This is a genomic window from Nocardioides sp. SRI_004, assembly GCF_057586415.1.
This window is the reverse complement of record NZ_JBYCZV010000003.1, coordinates 181,241-200,536: the sequence shown is the minus strand read 5'-3', so window position 1 is coordinate 200,536 and position 19,296 is coordinate 181,241. Positions and strand designations below refer to the sequence as shown.

Sequence of the window (19,296 nt, the reverse complement as noted above, 5' to 3'; positions counted from 1 at the left end):
GTCTGCTCAGACGTCCCCCCTCCCAGAAGGACGTATGACGAAGCCGCCCGCCGTCACGAGGGACGACGGCCGACCAGACGGGCTACTGGTCCGAGTAGCTGTACAGCTTGTCGTTGCTGACGGGCTTGTGGTCGTTGTTCGCGGCGTTGACGCCAGCGACCAGGACAACCGTCGAGGCGAGCGCGCCGACGATGGTCGAAATGATGATGTTCATGCGCAGGTCCCCTCCCAAAGACCAGCACAGAGCGCCACTTCCCCCCATGTCCATCATGTGGTGTGACGCCCGTTACTCCCTGGTCGGAGTATCCATGTCACGGCAACCAAAAGCAAAAGAAACGCCAAACCGTGACCGAAAGCCACGAGGATCTCCTGCCATCGGGCCATCCCGGGCCGCACGTCCGTCTCCCCCGTCGCCACCGGCCCGTCGGCGGCGAGGTCGAGCAGGATGAGCCCGCCGGCGTCGTAGCGCACCGGGGCGTCGGGCGTGTCGACCGCGCCCATGCCCTCCTCGACCAGCACCCAGCGCACGCCCTGCTCGCGCAGCGCGGCAGCCGGGTCCGCCTGGTCGAGGGCCCGCGAGACGGCGACCACCCGCGGGTCCTCGGGCGGCACGACGATGTCGGTGAGCCGCACGCTGTCGTCGACCAGCACCGTGCCGGGCAGGAACCGGGGCGCCGGGTCGAGGACGGCGCGGCGGTGGTTCCAGTCGAAGCCGCGGTAGGACCCCGCCCACGGCAGCACGACGGTCACGTCGTCCGGGCCGACGATGTCGGCGACGTCCGCCCACGCCCGCGGGTACGACGACCGCTGGATCTCGCCCCCACCGCCCCAGGCCAGGCTCGGCAGCAGCAGGACGGGCGCCACCACGAGGAGTGCCACACCGCTCCAGAGCGCACCCCGACCGGGCCGTACCCGTGCGCGGACCAGCGTGACCGCATGGGCCACGCCAACCGCCAGCACCAGGCCCAGCGGGGCGAGGAAGCGGTGGGAGTCGCGCAGCAGCGCGACGCCGGGCACGGCCGAGCCGAGGCCCTCGAGCAGGTCCGCACCGGGGCTGACGGTCGGCAGCAGCGCCAGCACCAGCGCGGCTCCCCCCAGGCCCAGCCAGCGCACCCGGTCGGGCGCGCCCCGCCACAGGCCGCCGAGGGCGGCGATCGACAGCAGGCAGGACAGCAGCACCAGCACGGCGCTGGCCCGCTCCCCCGCGAGGATCGACGTCTTCCAGATCCCGCCGAGCGACAGCACGCTGGCGAGCGTGCCCGCGCCCGACTCGGCGCGAGCCGCGAAGCCGGCGAACACCCCGTCGGTGGACACCCGGACCGCATCGGCCGTGAGCGCGGGCACCAGCCAGGGCAGGTTCGCGACCACGGCCACCAGGGCGACGCGCCACCAGCCCCGGCGGTCACGGGTGAGGCCGAGCACCGCGAGCACGCCTACCGCCATCACCCCGCTCGAGGGGCTGCACACGGCCGACAGGACCAGCACGACGGCGGCCGGCGCCAGGTTGCCGGGGTCACGTGGGTTGCGGCGCAGGCGCAGGGCGGCGAGCGCGACCCAGGGCAGCAGCAGGTAGCCGAGCAGGATCGCCCACTGGCCGATCAGCAGTCGCTCGTGCACCCACGGGTTCCAGCAGAACAGCGTGATGGCCGCGGCCCGGGCGAACCACGCCTGCTCGCGCACCAGGCGCGCCATGCCCAGCCCGCCGGCGAGGAAGCCCCCGAGGAGCAGCGCCTTCTGCACCAGCGCCCCAGGGATGACATACGACGCCAGCGAGACGAGCGCATCCATGGGCACCGCCCGCGGGAGCGCCCCGTCGAGGCCCAGCCAGGCGGGCTTCCAGGGCTGGTCGGGCACGAAGACCATGTCGCCGACGAGCCAGAAGCCGCTGCCGAGCAGGAGCGGGCCGAGCACGACGAGCGCGACGGCACCGGTCACCGCGAGGTCGGGCAGCTGCTTCCTCATGGTTCGCCCCTCATGGTTGCTCCGGCAGGCCGACCGCGACGTCGGTGACGCACACCGGCACCGTCCCGTCGCTCCACATCGCCACCGACGGGACCGGGCCGGGCAGGTCGGGCAGCACCAGCCAGGCCTCGTTGGGCCCCCGGCGGGCGAGGAACCGCTCCGACCAGTCGCCCGCCGCGACGGTGACGGTCGACTCGGCGTCGCTGTAGTACTGCACCCGCATGACGAGCCGGCCCTCGACCGGCAGCGCGAAGCGAACGGAGGTGGCCGCCGAGGTGAACTCGTGACCGCAGTCCCCGTCACGCCCGGGCACGGCGTCGACCGTGCCGTCGAAGGTGACCGGCCGCAGGTGGCCGTCGGGACCGACGACGCGCAGCCGCGGGCTCGGCTCGTCGAACGCCGGGTGCTCAGGCAGCGGGCCGAAGATGTGGGAGTAGCGCGAGTCGTCGCCGACGAGCGGCAGGACGAGCTCCGCAGGCGCGAGCTCGTCGAAGACCACCTGGGTGGGATCGGCCGCGAGGTCGGCCCGGAAGGCCTCGACGAACGCACGGTCGGCCTTGTTCTGGAAGTGCGGCACCAGCAGTGCGGTGCCGAACCCCGCCGCGAGCGCGTACGCCGCCACCACGCACCCGGCCCCGACGACGCGGGCCCGGACGGTCGCCAGCCGGACCAAGCCGAGGCCCGGCGGGCCGCCGCGCAACGCCAGCGCCGCGCAGACCACCGCCGCGTGCGGGATGTCGGAGGAGTAGCGCGGGTCGAGGCCGATGACCGCGCCGAACGCAGCGCGGCCGCTCAGCAGCAGCGCGGTGTCGGCGGCGACGTAGCCGAGGAGCACGGCGAGCGCCCACCGCCGGGCAGGACCGCCGCCGCGCAGGAGCAGCGCGAGCACGACGGCGGCGAGCAGCAGGCTCACGACCGTCACCCACGTCGCCGGCCGGACGGCGCCGCCGTCGATCTCTCCGGTCCACGGACCGCCGGCGAGGCCGGGGACGGCGCTGCGACCCAGGAATGACCACGTGACGCCGAGCAGCTGCCTCGGCGTACCGCCGCCGCCCTCGACCTGGGTCAGTCGGGAGTGCGCCACGAGGAAGCCGCCGACGAGCGCGACCATGCCGCCCCAGAGCCAGGCGTGGTCGCGCAGCGCCGCCCTCACCCGGCGCCAGCCGGTCGCCCGGTCGGCCAGGGCGACCGCGACGCCGAAGACCAGCGGCGGGATCAGGACGGAGCGCTCGTGCCAGAGCAGGCCGACCGCGGTCACCAGCAGGATCGCCAGCACGTGGCGGACCGGCGCGCCCTCCTGCTTCCACCGCACGAGCAGCCACACGGCCGCCAGTGAGCAGGTGACGTGCGGCCACAGGAACATCGACGCGCTCCACCACAGCGTGGAGACGAGTGTCAGCGGGGTCCACGCGAAGACCGCGAGCAGCACCACCCGCGACCACCGGTCCGGCAGCAGCCGGCTCAGGATCAGCCACGCGAGCACCACGGCGAGCAGGTTGACGAGCAGGATGCCGACGGCCAGCACCGGCCACTGGTACGGCGCCCCGTGGGCCACCACCCACAGCGTGAGCTGCTGCAGCGGGTTGACGTGGCCGGCGAAGTCGCGGACGAGGTAGTCCCACGTCAGGTCGGACTCGGCGGCCCGGCCGGTCATGTAGAAGTCGTCCTGGTTGAAGTAGGAGCCGGCCAGCAGCCAGCCGCGCACGAGCGCCGTCACGGCGACGATGCCGAGCGCGGCGAGTCCCTGCGCGCCGCGCCAGGCGGCGAACCTCTTGCTGGTCACGAGCCCACCTCCGCCCGGTGGCGGGGGCGCCGTGGCGCGCCGAGGACCAGGCCGGCGACGAGGCCGACGGCCGCGGCGGCGGACAGGTCGGCGAGGTCGGCCACGACCCGGGCGCTGGTCCACGCGTCGAGGACGCCCGACGCCAGCACCAGCACGCCCGCCGCGACGCCGAGCGCCACCGGACGGCGGACCAGACCACCAACCAGCAGGCTCCCCGCAAGCAGTCCCAGGGCGGCCACCGGGCCGAGCAGCAGGACCGCGGCGCCGAGGGTCGCCAGCCACGCCGGCAGGCGCCAGGGCTCCGCGTCCGGCCACGGCGCAGGCTCCGGTGCCGGTGAGGAGCGCCGGCGCCACAGCACGAGGACCAGCGCGACCACCCCGGCGACCAGGACGCCGCCGCTGACCGCCAGCCCGGCAGGCAGGGCGACGTCGTACACGCGCTCGGGGGTGTAGCGCAGCTCGACGTCGACCGCGCCGTCGGCCGGCAGGAGCCAGCCCTGCTGCCAGCCGTCGACCCGGATCGCCTTCAGGCGCCGGCCGTCGACCTCGGCGACCCAGCCCTCGTTGAAGTTCTCCGGCAGGTGGAGGACGGCGTCGGGGCCGGCCGCGACCTGCGCCGAGCGGTGGGTGCTCCCCCACCGCGTCACCTCGACGCGGCGGCCCGCGTCGTCCGCCGCGGCAGCGGTGTCGTCCGGCACGACAACCAGGTCGAGCACCTCCATCTCCGCATTGGGTACGACGGCCAGCCGGTGCGCTCCCGCCGCGAGGTCGACGTCGCCGCAGGCCTCGAGGGTCATCGGGCTGCCGTTGGCGATGTCGGCCATCGTGCCCGTCACCCTGGTCCTGACCACGCGACCGTCCAGCTCGATCTCGGGGCCGAACCCGCAGATCGCGCCGGTCGGGGTGTCGGCGAAGAAGGGGCGGACGACATTGGCGCCGACGAGGGACACGTCGGGAACGACGACGTGGCCGAAGCCCGGCTCCTTCTCGAAGCGGATGGTCAGCCGGCGGGTCCGGATCCGCTCCTCCAGCTCCTGCTCCGCGCCGGTGCCGAGCTCGATCCGCTGCGGCTCGCCGTCGTCGCCGGTCACGACCGCCGTTCGCGGCTCCCCGGGCAGGCCCGCCCGGGCGACCGTGAGCGCGCGGATCGTGCGCGGGCGCCGCCACTCGAAGATGAGGGTCGGGTAGAGGTCGGAGTCGTCGGAGACCCACGCCGTCGAGGGCTCGCCGTCGTGCGCGAACCGGCTCGAGACCTTGGGGTCCTGGCCGAAGGCCGACGTCGCGCCCACCGTCAGGTCGGGGTCGAGCGGCTCCAGCAGCCGCGCCGCCTCCGGCGTGCTGCGGGCGACGACGTGGCCGCTGATCCGCACGGCTGCGCCGCCGTCGGTCGTGAAGCTGCGGTCCATCCCGCCGCGCTCCTCCGCGCCGCGGATCCGCGCCACGTCGCAGTCGGGGCGCCCGAGCGTGATCGTGCAGGCACGGCGGCCCGGGACGGCCGAGAACACCAGTCCCGCACCGTCGGGAACGGTGCCGGGGAGGACGAAGGTGCGCGTCGGGGTGCGGTCGTCGAGGCGCACCTCGCGCAGGCCGACCCGGGCCGCCCGCGCGTCGGTCGCCGCCTCCACGACGCGGACCTCCACCCGGTCGACCGGGCTGCCGTCGAGGCGGACGCGGACAGGGACCCCGTCCGCACCGACCCGCGCGCGGACCCGCTGCTCCCCCGCGACGACCTCGATCTCCCGGATGGGTACGACGAACCGGTCGTCGGCCACCGGGGTGACCGTGACCTCGTGGACCGCCTGCTCACCGTCGAGGTCGAGGCGCAGCCACTGGCGGTCGGCACGTCCGATCCCCGAGCTGACCCACCGGGTGTCGATGTCGCCGTCGACGGCCGCCTGCGGGCCCGACTCGACCATCACCGGGCCGTAGTTGTCGGCGTAGCCCTGCGCGCTCGACGCCGAGACGCCGGCCAGCCCGTCGTCGTACCCGGCGACGACGGGGGCCTGTGACGGACCGGCGGGGAAGTCGTGGACCGCGCGCTCGACGCGGTAGTCGTCGCGCGGCCCCATCAGCACCGACAGCGGCTCGTCGTTGTTGCCGAAGGCGCGCTCGCGGCGCTGGTCGCCGTCGGTCACCACGTCCGCGGCCGCGTCCCAGCCCGGCTCACCCTCGAGCACCGTCGCCCGGCCCGGGGCGAGCACGCCGGTCCCCTGCAGCGCGAGCACGCTCTCCGGCGTCCCGCGGACGGTGACCACGTCGTCGGCATCGGTCGCCTGGAGGAGGTCCTGGCGGTGCGGCACCCCGAACACCTCGACCGCCGCCGCGCCGTCGCTCGTCGTACCGAACCCCGCGAGGCGCTCCAGGCCCGCCCGCGCGAGCGACACGGCGGCGCCGCCGGGATGCGGCGAGCGGGTCTGGGCGCGGAGCAGGTCGCGGCGCAGCACCACATGGGTGATGCCCACCCGGGCCAGCTCGTCGGCGAGCGCCTCGGTGGCCCGACCCGTCGCGATGGTCTGGTCGAGCGCGGAGAGGTAGCGGATGGTCTCACCCGGAACGAGCGGCACCTGGGTGCGCGAGACCACGTCGGTCCCGCCGAGGATGGCGAGCGGCTCGTCGATGGTCCAGCCCCAGTCCTGCTGGGCGAAGCTGGAGCCGGGTACGACGAGCACCCGGCCCGCGTCCTGCTCGGCGAGGAAGCTCCGGGCCTGCTGCCAGGGCGCGTCGATCGCTTCCCACCCGGGTGTGCGGGTCTGGTTCAGCAGCAGCGGCTGGCCGAGCACGGCCACCAGCAGGAGCGGCACCACCAGCAGGGCGCGGTGCGCGCCGGCGAGACGGGGCCGGCGCGCGACCAGCAGCGCCACACCGCGCTGCGCTGCCGTCGCGAACCCGATCGCCACCGGCAGCCGCACCACCGGGTCGATCTTGTGCACGTTGCGGAAGATCTGGAGCGGGCCGTCGAGCAGCGTGCGGACCGGGTCGGCCAGCGGCGAGCCCGCGACACCGCCGTGCGCGACGGTCAGGCAGCCCAGGCCCAGCAGCGCGGCGAGCAGGAGCGGGCGGCGCAGGTCGCTCTCGACGAGTACGAGGCCGGCCAGCCCGATCGCGGCGACGGCAGCCGCCACGACCACCAGTAGCGGCTCGTTGGCGAGGTGGAAGGCGGCCGGCCACCACGGCTGGTCGCCCGAGAGCAGGTAGCCGAGCCACGAGGAGTCACCGCGCGCCGACTCCGACCAGCCCACCAGCGCGGTCGTGTCGCCCGCGCTCTCGACGTACTCGTAGAACGGCGGGGCGTAGCGCGCCAGCAGGAGCAGCGGGACCGCCCACCACAGGCAGGCGGCGCCGACGACCGCCGCCCAACCCGCGGCGAAGCGCCACCCGGCGAGTCCCCGGTGCACGCCCCAGACGACCAGGATCGCGGCGAGCGGCAGCGAGCCCGCGGTCTCGACCGCGTTGACGCCGCCCATGCACACGACGGCGGCACCGCTCAGCAGCGCGGCCGCGGGAGCGCCGAGCCGGCCGCGGAGGTGGAGGACGACGGCGAGCACCAGCCACGGCATCACGGCCCCCGGCAGCGACTCGGCCGTCTGGACACCGACGGTGCCGAGCAGGCGCGGCGAGAACGCGAAGACCGTGCCCGCGAGCAGGGCCGCGAGCTCGCCCAGGCCGACGGCCCGAGCCACCCGGCGCGCGCCCTCGCAGGCGAGGACGAGGATCAGCGCCGACCACAGGCGCTGGCCCACCCAGTCCGGCACGTGCAGCAGGTCCATCAGCACGAACCACGTGCCCTGCGGGAAGAGGTAGCCGTAGGCCTGGTTCTGGAACTCGCCGAAGTTCGACTCCGGGTGCCACAGCGTGAACGCGCCCGCGAGGAAGTCGCCGGGGCGCTGGGTCAGCTCGGCCCGGGTGTCGTAGGTGGTCGCGCCGGGCTGCTGGAGCAGCATGAGCACGGCCACGACGGCATACAGCGTCAGGGCGATGCCCCGTGCCGTGCCGCGCTGCGCGTCCGTCTCGCTCATCCCACCACTCCCGTCGCCACCTCCCCGTGGCGTGCGTCACTGTATTGGGGCGTGGGTCGAATCTCCGGATTACCGCCCCTCCGCCTACCCTGCAGGCGTGACGACTTCCGTCGAGGCCACGCAGTCGCGCGTCATGCGGCTGTTGCGCAGCACGGCCGGGATCGCCCTCGCGATGGCGGTCATGAACATCGGCACCTACGCCTTCCAGATGGTCGCCGCCCGCATGCTCGGGCCGAGCCAGTACGGCGCCGTGGCCAGCATGATGGCGCTGCTCATGGTGCTGTCGGTCGTCCAGCTCGGGTTGCAGGCCACCGCCGCACGCCGGATCTCGGCCGAGCCCGACGACGTCGCCGCGATCGAGCGCACCGTGCTGCTCACCACCTGGCGCGCCGCGCTCATCCTCGGCCTGCTGGCGCTCGCCGCCGCGCCGGCGGTGTGGCAGCTGCTGCGCCTCGACGGACTGGCTCCGGCGATCCTGCTCGGGCTCTGCGTCGTCCCCGTCACCGTGATGGGCGGCCAGGCGGGGGTGCTGCAGGGCGAGCGCCGCTGGCTGCCGCTCAGCCTCGTCTACCTGACCGTCGGCGTCCCGCGGGTCCTGCTCGGCGGCGGCTTCCTGCTCGTGTCGGCGACCGAGACCAGCGCCATGCTCGGCGTGCTGATCGCCTCCTGGCTGCCGGTCGCCGTCGGCACCTGGGCGCTGCGCCACCGGCCCGGCGACGACATCGAGCACCACGACGTCGCGGTGCGCCGCGACGTGCTCAAGGAGACGCTCGGCAGCGCGGTCGCCCTGCTCGCCTTCCTCGCCCTCTCCAACCTCGACGTCGTCGTCGCCCGCAGCGTGCTCGACGAGCACGACGCCGGCCTGTACGCCGGAGGGCTGATCGTCACCAAGGCGGTGCTCTTCCTGCCCCAGTTCGCCGTGGTGATCCTGTTCCCCTCGATGTCGACCGACGGGGAGAGCCGTGAGGCGGTGCTCAAGGGCCTGAGCCTGCTGGCCGGCCTCGGCGCGGCGTGCACCGCCGCGACGTACGTCCTCTCGGGGCTCGCGCTCGTCTTCATCGGCGGCGACGACTACTCGGGCGTGCAGGACCAGCTGTGGCTCTTCGCCGTCCTCGGCGGCCTGCTGTCCGTCCTCCAGCTGCTCGTGTACGCCGGCCTCGCGAAGCGCGGCCGCGCCACGAAGTACCTGATCGCGGCGGGTGTCGTGGTGCTGGTCGTCGCCGGCGCGATGGCCGACTCCGTGCTGGGCCTCGCGCTGACCGTGGCCGCGGTCGACGCCTTCGTGGTGGTCCTGCTGATCGTGCTGCAGGCCTTCCGGCACCGCCGGCTGGCCCCCGCGACGCCCTAGTGCGCGGCTTCGTGCCAGCTGCGGCCGGTGCCCACCGAGACGTCGAGCGGGACCGTCAGGTCGGCCGCGCCGGCCATCTGGGCACGCACGAGCGCCTCGAGCGCCTCGGCCTCGCCCTCGGCGACCTCGAACACGAGCTCGTCGTGGACCTGCAGCAGCATCCGTGAGCGCAGCCCGGCCTCGTCGAGGGCGGCCTTGGTGCGCAACATGGCGACCTTGATCAGGTCGGCCGCCGAGCCCTGGATCGGGGCGTTGAGGGCCATCCGCTCGGCCGCCTCGCGGCGCATCCGGTTGTCGCTGGTGAGGTCGGGCAGGTAGCGGCGCCGACCCATGATGGTCTCGGTGAACCCGGTGCGACGGGCCTCGTCGACGATGCCCGTGAGGTAGTCGCGGATGCCGCCGAAGGTCTCGAAGTAGTCGTCCATCAACGCGCTGGCCTCGCGCGGCTCGATGCCGAGCTGCTGGGAGAGGCCGAAGGCGGACAGGCCGTAGGCGAGGCCGTAGTTCATCGCCTTGATCTTGGCCCGCATCTCGGGCGTGACGTCCTCGGGCGCCACCTCGAAGACCCGCGACGCGGTCTCGGCGTGGAAGTCGCGCCCCGATCGGAAGGCCTCGATCAGCTGCTCGTCCTCCGAGAGGTGCGCCATGATGCGCATCTCGATCTGGCTGTAGTCGGCCGTCATCAGCGACGCGTACCCGCTGCCCACGACGAAGCTCTCCCGGATCCGGCGACCCTCCTCGGTGCGGACCGGGATGTTCTGCAGGTTGGGGTCGGTGCTCGACAGGCGGCCGGTGGCCGCGATCGTCTGGTGGAAGGTCGTGTGGATCCGGCCGTCGGGCTGGACGGTCTTGAGCAGGCCCTCGATGGTCTGCCGCAGCCGGATGACCTCGCGGTGGCGCAGCAGGTGGAGCAGGAACGGGTGCTCGGTCTGCTTGAACAGGCCCTGCAGCGCGTCGGCGTCGGTCGTGTAGCCGGTCTTGGTGCGCTTGGTCTTCGGCATGCCGAGCTCCTCGAAGAGCACGACCTGGAGCTGCTTGGGCGAGCCGAGGTTGATCTCCTTGCCGATGACGGCGTACGCCTCCTCGGCCTCCTTGCGCACCTCCTCGCCGAAGTGCGCCTCGAGGCCCTCGAGGTGCTCGATGTCGACGGCGATGCCGGTCTGCTCCATACCGGCGAGCACGCCGACCAGAGGCATCTCCACCTCGGTCAGCAGCCGCCGGCCGCCGGCCTTCTCCACCTGGTCGGCCAGCTCGGCCGACAGGTCGAGGGCCGCACGGGCCTGCACCATCGCGCTGCGGGCGACGCCGTCGTCGGCCTCGTCCTCCGCGAAGAGCATGCCCTGGTCCTCGTCGCCGGCCTGGGCGAGCTCGCGGTGGAGGTAGCGCAGGCTGAGGTCGGCCAGGTCGTAGGAGCGCTGGTCGGGCGCGACGAGGTAGGCGGACAGGGCCGAGTCCTCGACCACGCCCTCCAGCGGCCAGCCCTGGGCGGCCAGCGCCAGCAGCTGCCCCTTCACGTTGTGCAGCACCTTCGGGCGCTCCGCGTCGCCGAGCCAGGCAGCCAGCGCCTGGTCGTCGGCGAGGCTCATGGTCTCGACGTCGACGTACGCCGCCCGTCCGTCACGCAGGGCCAGCGCGAGGCCGGTCACCCGGCCGGTGCCGCTCCCCCACGAGCCGCGCACGCTGACGCCGACCGTCTCCTTGCCAGCGGCGTCGAGCCAGCCGGCGACCGCGTCGGGCGCCAGGGTCGTGCCCTCGAGCTCGACACCCGCCTCGACGGCGACGTCCTCGGCGGGCGCGACCACGTCGAGGATCCGGGTCCGCAGCTCGCCCCGGATCTCCAGCTCGTCGAGCAGCTCGAGCGCGGCCGTGCGGTCCCAGTCGGTGCGCGCGAAGTCGTCGATCGCCACCCCGAGGGGCAGGTCGCGCACCAGGGCGTTGAGGCGGCGGTTGCGGATCACGTCGCCGAGGTGCTCGCGGAACGCGTCGCCCTTCTTGCCGGTGATCTTGTCGGCCTGCGCGATGACGTTGTCGAGCCCGTCGTAGGTGTTGATCCACTTCGCGGCGAAGCCGGCACCGACCCCGGGGACGCCGGGCAGGTTGTCGCTCTGCTCCCCCACGATGGCGGCCAGCTCGGGGTAGCGGTGCGGCGGGACGCCGTACTTCTCCTCGACGGCGGCCGGCGTCATCCGGGCCAGGTCGGAGACGCCGCGCATCGGGTAGAGCACGGTCGAGCGCTCGGTCACCAGCTGGAGCGAGTCGCGGTCACCGGTGAGGATCAGCACCTCCAGGCCACTGGTCTCGTCGGCCAGCGCCTGGGTCACGAGGGTCGCGATGATGTCGTCGGCCTCGTAGCCCTCGAGCTTGAGGAACGGGATGGAGAAGCTGGTCAGCATCCGCTCGATCAGCGGCAGCTGACTGCTGAACTCGCTCGGCGTCTTGTTGCGCTTGGCCTTGTACTCGGCGTACTCCTCCGTGCGGAAGGTCTGCCGGGAGACGTCGAACGCGACCGCGACGTGGGTCGGCTGCTCGTCGCGCAGCACGTTGACCAGCATCGAGGTGAACCCGTAGACGGCGTTGGTGTTCTGTCCCGTGGCGGTCGAGAAGTTCTCGACCGGCAGGGCGAAGAAGGCGCGGTAGGCCAGCGAGTGGCCGTCGAGCAGGAGGAGTCGCGGGCGCTGGGAACCGGGCACAGTCTCGGGCACCCGGCGACTCTACCGATGCCCGCCGACTATCGTTCCAGCCCATGACGAGCAACGCCGAGATCGCCGACTTCCTCCGCGCCAACATGGGCGCCCTCAACGAGCGGATGGGCGTCGAGCTCGTCGAGATCACTCCCGAGCGGGTCGTCGCGACGATGCCGGTCGAGGGCAACACGCAGCCCTACGGCCTCCTCCACGGCGGCGCGTCGGTCGTGCTGGCCGAGACGCTGGGGTCGGTCGCCGCGGCGCTCAACGCGCCGGAGGGCCGGTTCGCCGTCGGCACGGACATCAACGCCACCCACCACCGCTCCGCGACCAAGGGGCTGGTGACCGGCGTGGCCACGCCGCTGCACCTGGGCCGGACGATGGCGAGCTTCGAGATCGCGATCACCGACGAGGACGGCCGGCGGGTGTGCACCTCCCGGATCACCTGCGCGCTCATCGAGCGCGACCCGACCCCGAAGGGCTGAGCCCGGGGGCCGGCCTAGACCTCGGGGAGCGTCGCGAGGCGCTCCGCGCGGGCGCGGCGCAGCGAACGGCGCGCGGCCAGCACCTTGGTGCGGCCGTTGTCGGCGCCGAGCGCGGAGCGCTGCGGGGAGACCCGGCTGCGCAGCAGCGTGGTCGGCGCGATCCGGTACATCACGACCGGTGCGAGGCCGAGCCGCGCCATGAAGCGGTTGGCGTCGCGCGAGGAGTGCGGGACCGCGGTGACCACGTGGAGGATGCCGTTCTCCTCGGCGAAGGAGGTCGCCGCCTCCATCAGCGTGTGGCCGACGCCGTGGCGGCGGAACTGGTCGAAGACGCGCGGGTGGATCGCCTGGACGCACGGCTCGAGGTTGAGCGGCGAGAGCGTCGTGACCCGGAGGTAGACGGCGCCGGCCAGCTGGCCGTCGTACTCGACGACGACGACGCGCTGCTCCGGCGAGGCGGCCGCCCCCTTGACGACCAGCTCGAGGTCGGCGGACTGCTCGGAGCGGTCGGCGCGCCGGACGGCGTCGCTCCACAGCTCCGCGAGGACCGGTGCGTCCTCCCGCGTGGCAACGCGCGTGGTCAGCGAGTAGCGGCTCATGTGGGTCCCTGCCTTCCTCACCCAAGACCAAAAAACCCGAGACTGGCCCGCCATCCCCCCGGACCTGCCGGCCAAGACTACGCGGCGGCCGGGACGCGCGACAGGGGGTGCCGTCGCCTCCTTCGTAACATCTCGAATACGAGACGATGAATCGCCGCGGCCGCCTCGCAACGTGACGTGGCCAACACCTAGAGTCGCGCCCATGAACATGAAGCGACTCCCGGCCCTGGCCGTGGCCACCCTCGCGGCACTCGCCCTGTCCTCCTGCGGCTCGGACGACAGCGGAAAGACGTCGACCGGCGCCAACGTCATCAAGGAGGGCACGCTGACGGTCTGCTCCGACGTCCCGTACCCGCCGTTCGAGGACTTCGACAAGTCCAGCGACCTCGGCTTCAAGGGCTTCGACGTCGACATCGTCAACGAGATCGCCGAGCGGCTCGATCTCAAGCTCTCCTACCAGGACAGCTCGTTCGACGCGCTGCAGAGCGGCCAGGCGCTGAACGCCGGCCAGTGCGACCTCGCGGCCTCCGCGATGACGATCACCGACGACCGCAAGAAGAACATCGACTTCTCCGAGGGCTACTACGACTCCAAGCAGTCGCTGCTCGTCCCGGCCGACAGCGACATCGCGGCCATCGGCGACCTCGACGGCGTGAAGGTCGGCGTCCAGCAGGGCACCACCGGCAAGACGTACACCGAGGAGAACGCCGACGGCGCCGAGATCGTCACCTTCCCGAGCGACGCCGAGATGTTCCAGGCGATCAAGGCCGGTCAGGTCGACGCCCTGCTCCAGGACCTGCCGGTCAACCTCGACCACACCAAGGACGGCAAGTTCAAGGTCGTCGAGACCTACGACACCGACGAGCAGTACGGCCTCGCCATCAAGAAGGGCAACAGCCAGCTCGTCGAGGACGTCAACGGTGCGCTGGAGGAGATGCACAAGGACGGCACCTACGACGAGATCTACAACAAGTACTTCGAGGTCGAGTGAAGCGCTCGACCAAGCGGCGGCTCGTCGTCTGGGGCGTCAATCTCAGCGTCCTGGCGGTCGTCGTCGCGCTCCTGCTGCTGATCGACTGGCCGAACTTCCGCGCCAACTTCTGGAACCCGGGCGGCGTCTCCGGTGACCAGAGCAACTGGGGCGACCTGATCACGATCGGGGCCGTCAACACGGTCAAGTACACCGCGATCGCCTTCGCAGGCGGGCTCGCGTTCGCCGTGGTGCTCTCGCTGATGCGTCTGTCCCCGATCGCGACCCTGCGGTGGCTCGCGACGGCGTACGTCGAGTTCTTCCGCGGGCTCCCGGCACTGCTCGTGATCATCTTCATGGGCTTCGGCCTCCCGATCGCGATCGGCTGGAGCCCGCCGGGGGGCGTCGTCGGAGCCGGGCTCCTCGCCCTGATCATGGTCGCCAGCGCCTACATGGCCGAGACCCTGCGCGCAGGAATCCAGGCCGTACCCAAGGGACAGACCGAGGCGGCACGCTCGCTCGGGATGGGGACGATGAGCACGACGTTCCGGGTGGTCCTGCCGCAGGCCTTCCGGATCGTCATCCCGCCGCTGACCAACGAGTTCGTCCTGTTGATCAAGGACACCGCTCTACTCTCGGTGATCGGCTCCACGATCGACGGACGCGAGCTCACGACGGTGGCGCGCGACTTCACCTCGTCCGGCGGCTCGGCCCAGACCGCCACCAGCCTCATCCAGGCCGCGCTGCTGTACCTGGTGATCACCATCCCGCTCACCCAGCTCGTGGCCTGGCAGGAGCGCCGGCAGAGGAAGGCGACCCGATGAACGACGCCACCACGCTCGACAAGACCGGCGAGCCGGTCGCCGCCATCGCGGTCCGGGGCCTGCACAAGTCGTTCGGCCACAACGAGGTCCTGAAGGGCGTCGACTTCTTCGTCGACCCCGGCCAGGTCGTCTGCGTGATCGGGCCGTCCGGCTCGGGCAAGTCGACGCTGCTGCGCTGCGTCAACCGGCTCGAGGAGCCCACGTCCGGGGAGGTGCTGATCGAGGGTGTCGACATCTGCGACCCCGAGACCGACCTCGACGAGGTGCGCTCGCGGATCGGCATGGTGTTCCAGCAGTTCAACCTGTTCCCGCACCTGTCGGTCCTGAAGAACCTCACCCTCGCCCAGCGGACCGTCCGCGGCCGCGGCAAGGACGAGGCCGTGGAGATCGCGCGGCACAACCTGGCGCGGGTCGGCCTGTCGGAGAAGGAGGCGGCCTATCCCGCCCACCTGTCCGGCGGCCAGCAGCAGCGCGTGGCGATCGCCCGCGCCCTGTCGATGAACCCCGACATGATGCTGTTCGACGAGCCCACCAGCGCGCTCGACCCCGAGCTCGTCGGTGACGTGCTCGCGGTCATGAAGGAGCTCGCCACCGAGGGCATGACGATGATGGTCGTGACCCACGAGATGGGCTTCGCCCGCGAGGTCGGCGACAAGCTGGTCTTCATGGACGGCGGCGTCGTCGTCGAGGAGGGCCGGCCCGCCGACGTACTGTCGAACCCGCAGCACGAGCGGACCCAGGCGTTCCTCTCGAAGGTGCTCTAGACAGCCGTACGACGACGAAGGGCCCCGCCGGATGGCGAGGCCCTTCGTCGTTGTGGTGGGTGGGGCTCAGACGTCGCCGCCGAGGTAGGCCGCCTTGACGGCCGGGTCGACCGCGAGGTCCTCCCCCTTGCCGGAGCGGACGATCTCGCCCGTCTCCAGGATGTGCGCGTCGTGGGAGCGCTTCAGCGCCTGGGCGGCGTTCTGCTCCACCAGCAGCACGGTGGTGCCCTGGTTGTTGATCTCCGTGATGATCGTGAAGATCTGCTGGATCAGCTTGGGCGCCAGGCCCATCGACGGCTCGTCGAGCAGCAGCAGCTTCGGGTTGGACATGAGCGCCCGGCCGATGGCGAGCATCTGCTGCTCACCACCGGACATGCTGCCCGCTGCCTGCTTCTCGCGCTCCTTGAGCCGCGGGAACAGCGTGAAAACCCGGTCGAGGTCGTCGCGGTAGGCCGCGGTCTTGCGGTCCTTGCGGAGGAACGCACCCATGTCGAGGTTCTCCAGCACCGTCATGCCCGGGAAGCAGCCCCGGCCCTCCGGCGACTGGCTGATCCCCCGCTTGACGCGCTCGTACGGCGGCAGGTGGGTGATGTCCTCACCCTGGAACCGCACGGCCCCGCCGCGGACCTTGCGCAGGCCCGACACCGTCTTCAGCGTCGTGGTCTTGCCGGCGCCGTTGGCGCCGACGAGCGAGGTCACCGTGCCCTCGGGCACCGAGAACGAGATGCCCCGGATCGCCTCGATGTGGCCGTAGTTGACCTGGAGGTCGTCGACCTCAAGAAGCATCTTCATCCACTCCCAGGTAGGCGGCGATGACCGCCGGGTTGTCGCGGATCTCCGCAGGGGTCCCCTCGGCGATCTTCTGGCCGAACTCGAGCACGACGATCCGGTCGGTGACCCCCATGACGAGCCGCATGTCGTGCTCGATGAGGAGCACGGTGTAGCCGGCGTCGCGCACCTTGCGGATCAGCTCCATGAGCTTCACCTTCTCGGCGGGGTTGAAGCCGGCGGCGGGCTCGTCGAGGCAGAGCAGCTTGGGGTTCGTGCCCATCGCCCGGGCGATCTCGAGACGCCGCTGGTCGCCGTACGACAGGTTGGCGGCGAGCTCGTCGTGCCGGGCCCTGATGCCGACCAGGTCGAGCAGCTCCTTGGCCCGCGCCAGCGAGGCGGCTTCCGTCTTGCGGTGGCGCGGCGTGCGCAGCAGGGCGTCCCAGAAGCCCACCTTGCTGTGCGCGTCGGTGCCGACCATGACGTTCTCGAGCACCGTCATCGACTTGAACAGCCGGATGTTCTGGAACGTCCGGGCCAGGCCGAGCTTGGTGATCTTGTGCCGCTTCAGCTTCGACAGCGAGTTGCCGTCGAAGCGCGCCTCGCCCGACGTGGGCCGGTAGACACCGGTCATCACGTTGAAGCAGGTCGTCTTCCCGGCCCCGTTGGGGCCGATCAGGCCGAGGATCTCGCCTTCGCGGATCTCGAAGCTGACGTCGTTGAGCGCGGTGAGGCCACCGAACTTCAAGGTGACGTGGTCGACCTCGAGCAGCGCCTTGCCCGGCGCGGGGGCCGGGGCGCCCTTGTCGAGCGACGGGGACCCGCCGCTGCCGTACATCGGGGACTCAGACATTGCGCGTCTCCTCCAGCTCGTCGTCCAGCTCGCCTTCCTCCAGCGCCTCGATCTCGGCGGCAGCCGCCTTCGCCCGGCGGGTACGCCGCGGTGGCAGCAGACCCTCCGGACGCCAGACCGCGAGCACGGTCAGGGCCAGGCCGAAGAAGAGCAGGCGATAGTCGGCGAACTCGCGGAAGCGCTCGGGCAGGTACGCGACGAGCGCACCACCGGCGATCGCACCCCAGCGGTTGCCCGAGCCACCGACGATGACCGCTGCGACGAACAGCATCGAGAGCAGCAGGGGGAAGCTGTCGGGGCTGATGTAGCCGCCCTGGCCACTGGCGTAGAACGAGCCGGAGAGGCCGCCGATCGCTGCACCCAGCGCGAACGCCATCAGCTTGAACTTGAACGTCGGCACGCCCATCAGCTCGGCCGCGTCCTCGTCCTCGCGGGTCGCCTCCCAGGCGCGTCCGACCCGGCTGTTCTTGACCAGCCGGTCGCCCACCAGGACGAGCACCAGGGCGGTCAGGATGAGCCAGTAGTACGGGATCGCGTTGGTGGCACCGAACACGAGGAAATGGACCGGGTGGTCCTTGTCGAGGTGCGGGACCAGCCCGTCCCACTCGACGCGCGGGATCTCGAACAGCCCACCCGGCTCGAACGGCGGCTTGGCCTCCGGCCCGATGGTGTTCGGGTGCGGGATGTCCTTGATGCCCGCGGACGCACCCAGCCACTCGATGTTCTTGACGCAGATCCGGATGATCTCACCGAAGCCGAGCGTCACGATGGCGAGGTAGTCGCCGCGGACCCTCAGCGTCGGTGCACCGAGGATCACGCCCGTCACCATGGTGACCGCGATCGCCACCGGGAGCGCCAGGAAGAACGGCCAGGAGCCGTGCTGCGAGGTCAGGACACCGGTGGTGTAGGCGCCGGTGGCGTAGAAGCCGACGTACCCGAGGTCGAGCAGGCCGGCATAGCCGATGACGATGTTGAGGCCCACCGCGACCAGCGCGAACGCCGCCACCTGGAACATCACGCCACCGAAGTCGATCTCGTTGGTCGTGATCAGCGGCGGCCGCAGGATCGGCAGGCCGTAGAAGAAGAGGGCGATCAGGACGAGGACGGCGATCCTCACGACGATGTTCTGCCGCTTGTAGCCCTCGAGGACGCCGTCCCAGGCGTCGCCGACGGAGCGCAGGGCGTTGCTGACCGGGTTCGTCATGCGCGTGCCTTCCCCAGGGACTCACCGAGCAGCCCGGACGGCCGCACGAGGAGGATCAGGACGAGGAGCACGAACGCCACGACGTCCTTCCAGTTCTGACCGAAGAGGGCCGAGCCCCAGTTCTCCATCACGCCGAGGATGAGCCCACCGAGCAACGCGCCGCGCAGGTTGCCGATGCCGCCCATGACGGCTGCGGTGAATGCCTTGACGCCGAGGATGAAGCCGGCGTTCTGGCGGGTCACGCCGACCTTCATCATGTAGAGCGTGGCCGCCGCACCGGCCATCAGGCCGCCGATGAGGAAGGTCAGCTGGACGACACGGGTCGGGTTCACGCCCATGAGCGCGGCGGACTCGGGGTCCTGGGCGACGGCGCGGATGCCCCGGCCGAAGCGGGTACGACGTACGAACTGGTCGAGCGCGACCATCATCAGCAGCGCCGCGAGGATGATGACCAGGTCGACGTCGGAGAGCGTGTAGCCGCCGATCGTGAACAGGTCGTGCTCGCGGATGGTGACGGGGCTCGAGTACACGTCGCGGGCCTTGCCGGGCGCCACGTAGTCGGCGAGGTTGTCGTCGAGCCCGAAGACCTCGGCGAAGCGGTCGCGCAGGCCCATGGCCTCGGCCAGCGCGAAGGACGCACCGATCGCCGAGATCAGGGCGATGAGCTTGGGTGCGTTCTTCTTCATCAGCGGCCGGTAGGCGAACCGTTCGAGCGCGAGCGCGACCCCGGCCGACAGCGCCATGGCCGCTATCAGCGCCACGAGCAGGACGGGAACGGCCTCACCGAGGCTCCAGCTCGCACTCTCGGTCCCGTGCAGGAGGATGAAGACCCACGCCACGGCGAAGGTGCCGTACATGAAGACTTCGGAGTGCGCGAAGTTGATGAGCTGCAGGACGCCGTACACCATCGTGTAGCCGAGCGCGACGAGCGCGTAGATGGCGCCGAACACGAGCCCACCCATGGTGTAGCTCAGGAAGTTTTCGGGGCTCCCGAAAAGGTTGCCGAAGTCCAAGGGGGTTTCCTCCGCCTTTGTGA

At 71.7% G+C, this 19,296-nt stretch carries 15 protein-coding genes; 5 read left to right on the top strand and 10 right to left on the bottom strand.

What is annotated here, in order from left to right:
- Positions 1-82: 82 nt before the first annotated feature.
- Genes AC2YHB_RS04965 through AC2YHB_RS04950 form a run of 4 tightly spaced genes read right to left on the bottom strand, consistent with a single transcriptional unit; the run spans position 83 to position 7,761 of the window.
- The gene (locus AC2YHB_RS04965) at positions 83-214 is read right to left on the bottom strand and encodes a hypothetical protein (protein ID WP_257026939.1); all 132 of its coding nucleotides are present in this window, start codon (positions 212-214) and stop codon (positions 83-85) included.
- A gap of 53 nt (positions 215-267) precedes the next feature.
- On the bottom strand, positions 268-1,962 hold the full coding sequence (locus AC2YHB_RS04960; RefSeq protein ID WP_487353581.1) for an MmpA family trehalose lipid delivery protein: 1,695 nt from the start codon (positions 1,960-1,962) through the stop codon (positions 268-270).
- A 10-nt stretch (positions 1,963-1,972) separates the two neighbouring features.
- A complete protein-coding gene (locus tag AC2YHB_RS04955) occupies positions 1,973-3,745 on the bottom strand; it encodes a hypothetical protein (protein WP_487353580.1) in 1,773 nt (590 codons plus the stop codon).
- The gene (locus AC2YHB_RS04950) at positions 3,742-7,761 is read right to left on the bottom strand and encodes an alpha-(1->3)-arabinofuranosyltransferase domain-containing protein (RefSeq protein WP_487353579.1); all 4,020 of its coding nucleotides are present in this window, start codon (positions 7,759-7,761) and stop codon (positions 3,742-3,744) included. Before AC2YHB_RS04950 ends, AC2YHB_RS04955 begins: the two co-directional genes overlap by 4 nt.
- Positions 7,762-7,858: 97 nt before the next feature.
- On the opposite strand from AC2YHB_RS04950, the gene AC2YHB_RS04945 reads away from it, so the two are divergent.
- Positions 7,859-9,109, top strand: coding sequence for a lipopolysaccharide biosynthesis protein (locus tag AC2YHB_RS04945; RefSeq protein WP_242530628.1), 1,251 nt, complete (start codon positions 7,859-7,861; stop codon positions 9,107-9,109).
- Here the strand turns inward: AC2YHB_RS04945 and polA are convergent.
- The gene (gene polA, locus AC2YHB_RS04940) at positions 9,106-11,811 is read right to left on the bottom strand and encodes a DNA polymerase I (protein WP_036542499.1); all 2,706 of its coding nucleotides are present in this window, start codon (positions 11,809-11,811) and stop codon (positions 9,106-9,108) included. The genes AC2YHB_RS04945 and polA overlap by 4 nt on opposite strands.
- A 41-nt stretch (positions 11,812-11,852) precedes the next feature.
- Between polA and AC2YHB_RS04935 the strand changes: the two genes are divergently transcribed.
- Positions 11,853-12,278, top strand: a complete 426-nt coding sequence (locus tag AC2YHB_RS04935) for a hotdog fold thioesterase (protein ID WP_036542496.1) — start codon at positions 11,853-11,855, stop codon at positions 12,276-12,278.
- 14 nt (positions 12,279-12,292) lie between these two features.
- Here AC2YHB_RS04935 and AC2YHB_RS04930 read toward each other — a convergent pair whose 3' ends face one another.
- Positions 12,293-12,877 (bottom strand): GNAT family N-acetyltransferase, encoded by a 585-nt coding sequence (locus tag AC2YHB_RS04930; protein WP_179650909.1) that lies wholly within the window; start codon positions 12,875-12,877, stop codon positions 12,293-12,295.
- Positions 12,878-13,079: 202 nt separating this feature from the next.
- Between AC2YHB_RS04930 and AC2YHB_RS04925 the strand changes: the two genes are divergently transcribed.
- The 3 genes from AC2YHB_RS04925 to AC2YHB_RS04915 are packed head-to-tail and all read left to right on the top strand — an operon-like array spanning position 13,080 to position 15,435.
- On the top strand, positions 13,080-13,868 hold the full coding sequence (locus AC2YHB_RS04925; RefSeq protein WP_036542494.1) for an ABC transporter substrate-binding protein: 789 nt from the start codon (positions 13,080-13,082) through the stop codon (positions 13,866-13,868).
- Complete coding sequence (locus tag AC2YHB_RS04920; protein ID WP_036542490.1) at positions 13,865-14,671, top strand: amino acid ABC transporter permease; 807 nt, start codon at positions 13,865-13,867, stop codon at positions 14,669-14,671. Before AC2YHB_RS04925 ends, AC2YHB_RS04920 begins: the two co-directional genes overlap by 4 nt.
- Positions 14,668-15,435 carry an amino acid ABC transporter ATP-binding protein gene (locus tag AC2YHB_RS04915; RefSeq protein WP_051931800.1) on the top strand — a complete coding sequence of 256 codons (768 nt, stop codon included), beginning with the start codon at positions 14,668-14,670 and terminating at the stop codon, positions 15,433-15,435. Before AC2YHB_RS04920 ends, AC2YHB_RS04915 begins: the two co-directional genes overlap by 4 nt.
- A gap of 66 nt (positions 15,436-15,501) precedes the next feature.
- Here AC2YHB_RS04915 and AC2YHB_RS04910 read toward each other — a convergent pair whose 3' ends face one another.
- From AC2YHB_RS04910 to AC2YHB_RS04895, 4 genes are read right to left on the bottom strand one after another with little or no spacing between them, the layout of a single operon-like run.
- Positions 15,502-16,227 carry an ABC transporter ATP-binding protein gene (locus AC2YHB_RS04910; RefSeq protein ID WP_207010472.1) on the bottom strand — a complete coding sequence of 242 codons (726 nt, stop codon included), beginning with the start codon at positions 16,225-16,227 and terminating at the stop codon, positions 15,502-15,504.
- Positions 16,211-17,056: an ABC transporter ATP-binding protein gene (locus AC2YHB_RS04905; protein WP_242530626.1), complete on the bottom strand. Its 846-nt coding sequence runs from the start codon at positions 17,054-17,056 to the stop codon at positions 16,211-16,213. The genes AC2YHB_RS04910 and AC2YHB_RS04905 overlap by 17 nt, the downstream gene beginning before the upstream one ends.
- Positions 17,049-18,260, bottom strand: coding sequence for a branched-chain amino acid ABC transporter permease (locus tag AC2YHB_RS04900; protein WP_487353578.1), 1,212 nt, complete (start codon positions 18,258-18,260; stop codon positions 17,049-17,051). Before AC2YHB_RS04900 ends, AC2YHB_RS04905 begins: the two co-directional genes overlap by 8 nt.
- Positions 18,257-19,222: a branched-chain amino acid ABC transporter permease gene (locus tag AC2YHB_RS04895; protein WP_051931798.1), complete on the bottom strand. Its 966-nt coding sequence runs from the start codon at positions 19,220-19,222 to the stop codon at positions 18,257-18,259. The genes AC2YHB_RS04900 and AC2YHB_RS04895 overlap by 4 nt, the downstream gene beginning before the upstream one ends.
- Positions 19,223-19,296 lie beyond the last annotated feature (74 nt).

Bases quoted from the DNA above. Each gene is read 5' to 3' on its own strand.
- AC2YHB_RS04910 (WP_207010472.1), bottom strand. From the start codon at position 16,227: ATGAAGATGCTTCTTGAGGTCGACGACCTCCAGGTCAACTACGGCCAC.
- AC2YHB_RS04895 (WP_051931798.1), bottom strand. From the start codon at position 19,222: ATGGGTGGGCTCGTGTTCGGCGCCATCTACGCGCTCGTCGCGCTCGGC.
- AC2YHB_RS04950 (WP_487353579.1), bottom strand. From the start codon at position 7,761: ATGAGCGAGACGGACGCGCAGCGCGGCACGGCACGGGGCATCGCCCTG.
- AC2YHB_RS04930 (WP_179650909.1), bottom strand. From the start codon at position 12,877: ATGAGCCGCTACTCGCTGACCACGCGCGTTGCCACGCGGGAGGACGCA.
- AC2YHB_RS04935 (WP_036542496.1), top strand. From the start codon at position 11,853: ATGACGAGCAACGCCGAGATCGCCGACTTCCTCCGCGCCAACATGGGC.
- AC2YHB_RS04905 (WP_242530626.1), bottom strand. From the start codon at position 17,056: ATGTCTGAGTCCCCGATGTACGGCAGCGGCGGGTCCCCGTCGCTCGAC.
- AC2YHB_RS04915 (WP_051931800.1), top strand. From the start codon at position 14,668: ATGAACGACGCCACCACGCTCGACAAGACCGGCGAGCCGGTCGCCGCC.
- AC2YHB_RS04900 (WP_487353578.1), bottom strand. From the start codon at position 18,260: ATGACGAACCCGGTCAGCAACGCCCTGCGCTCCGTCGGCGACGCCTGG.
- AC2YHB_RS04960 (WP_487353581.1), bottom strand. From the start codon at position 1,962: ATGAGGAAGCAGCTGCCCGACCTCGCGGTGACCGGTGCCGTCGCGCTC.
- AC2YHB_RS04925 (WP_036542494.1), top strand. From the start codon at position 13,080: ATGAACATGAAGCGACTCCCGGCCCTGGCCGTGGCCACCCTCGCGGCA.
- AC2YHB_RS04965 (WP_257026939.1), bottom strand. From the start codon at position 214: ATGAACATCATCATTTCGACCATCGTCGGCGCGCTCGCCTCGACGGTT.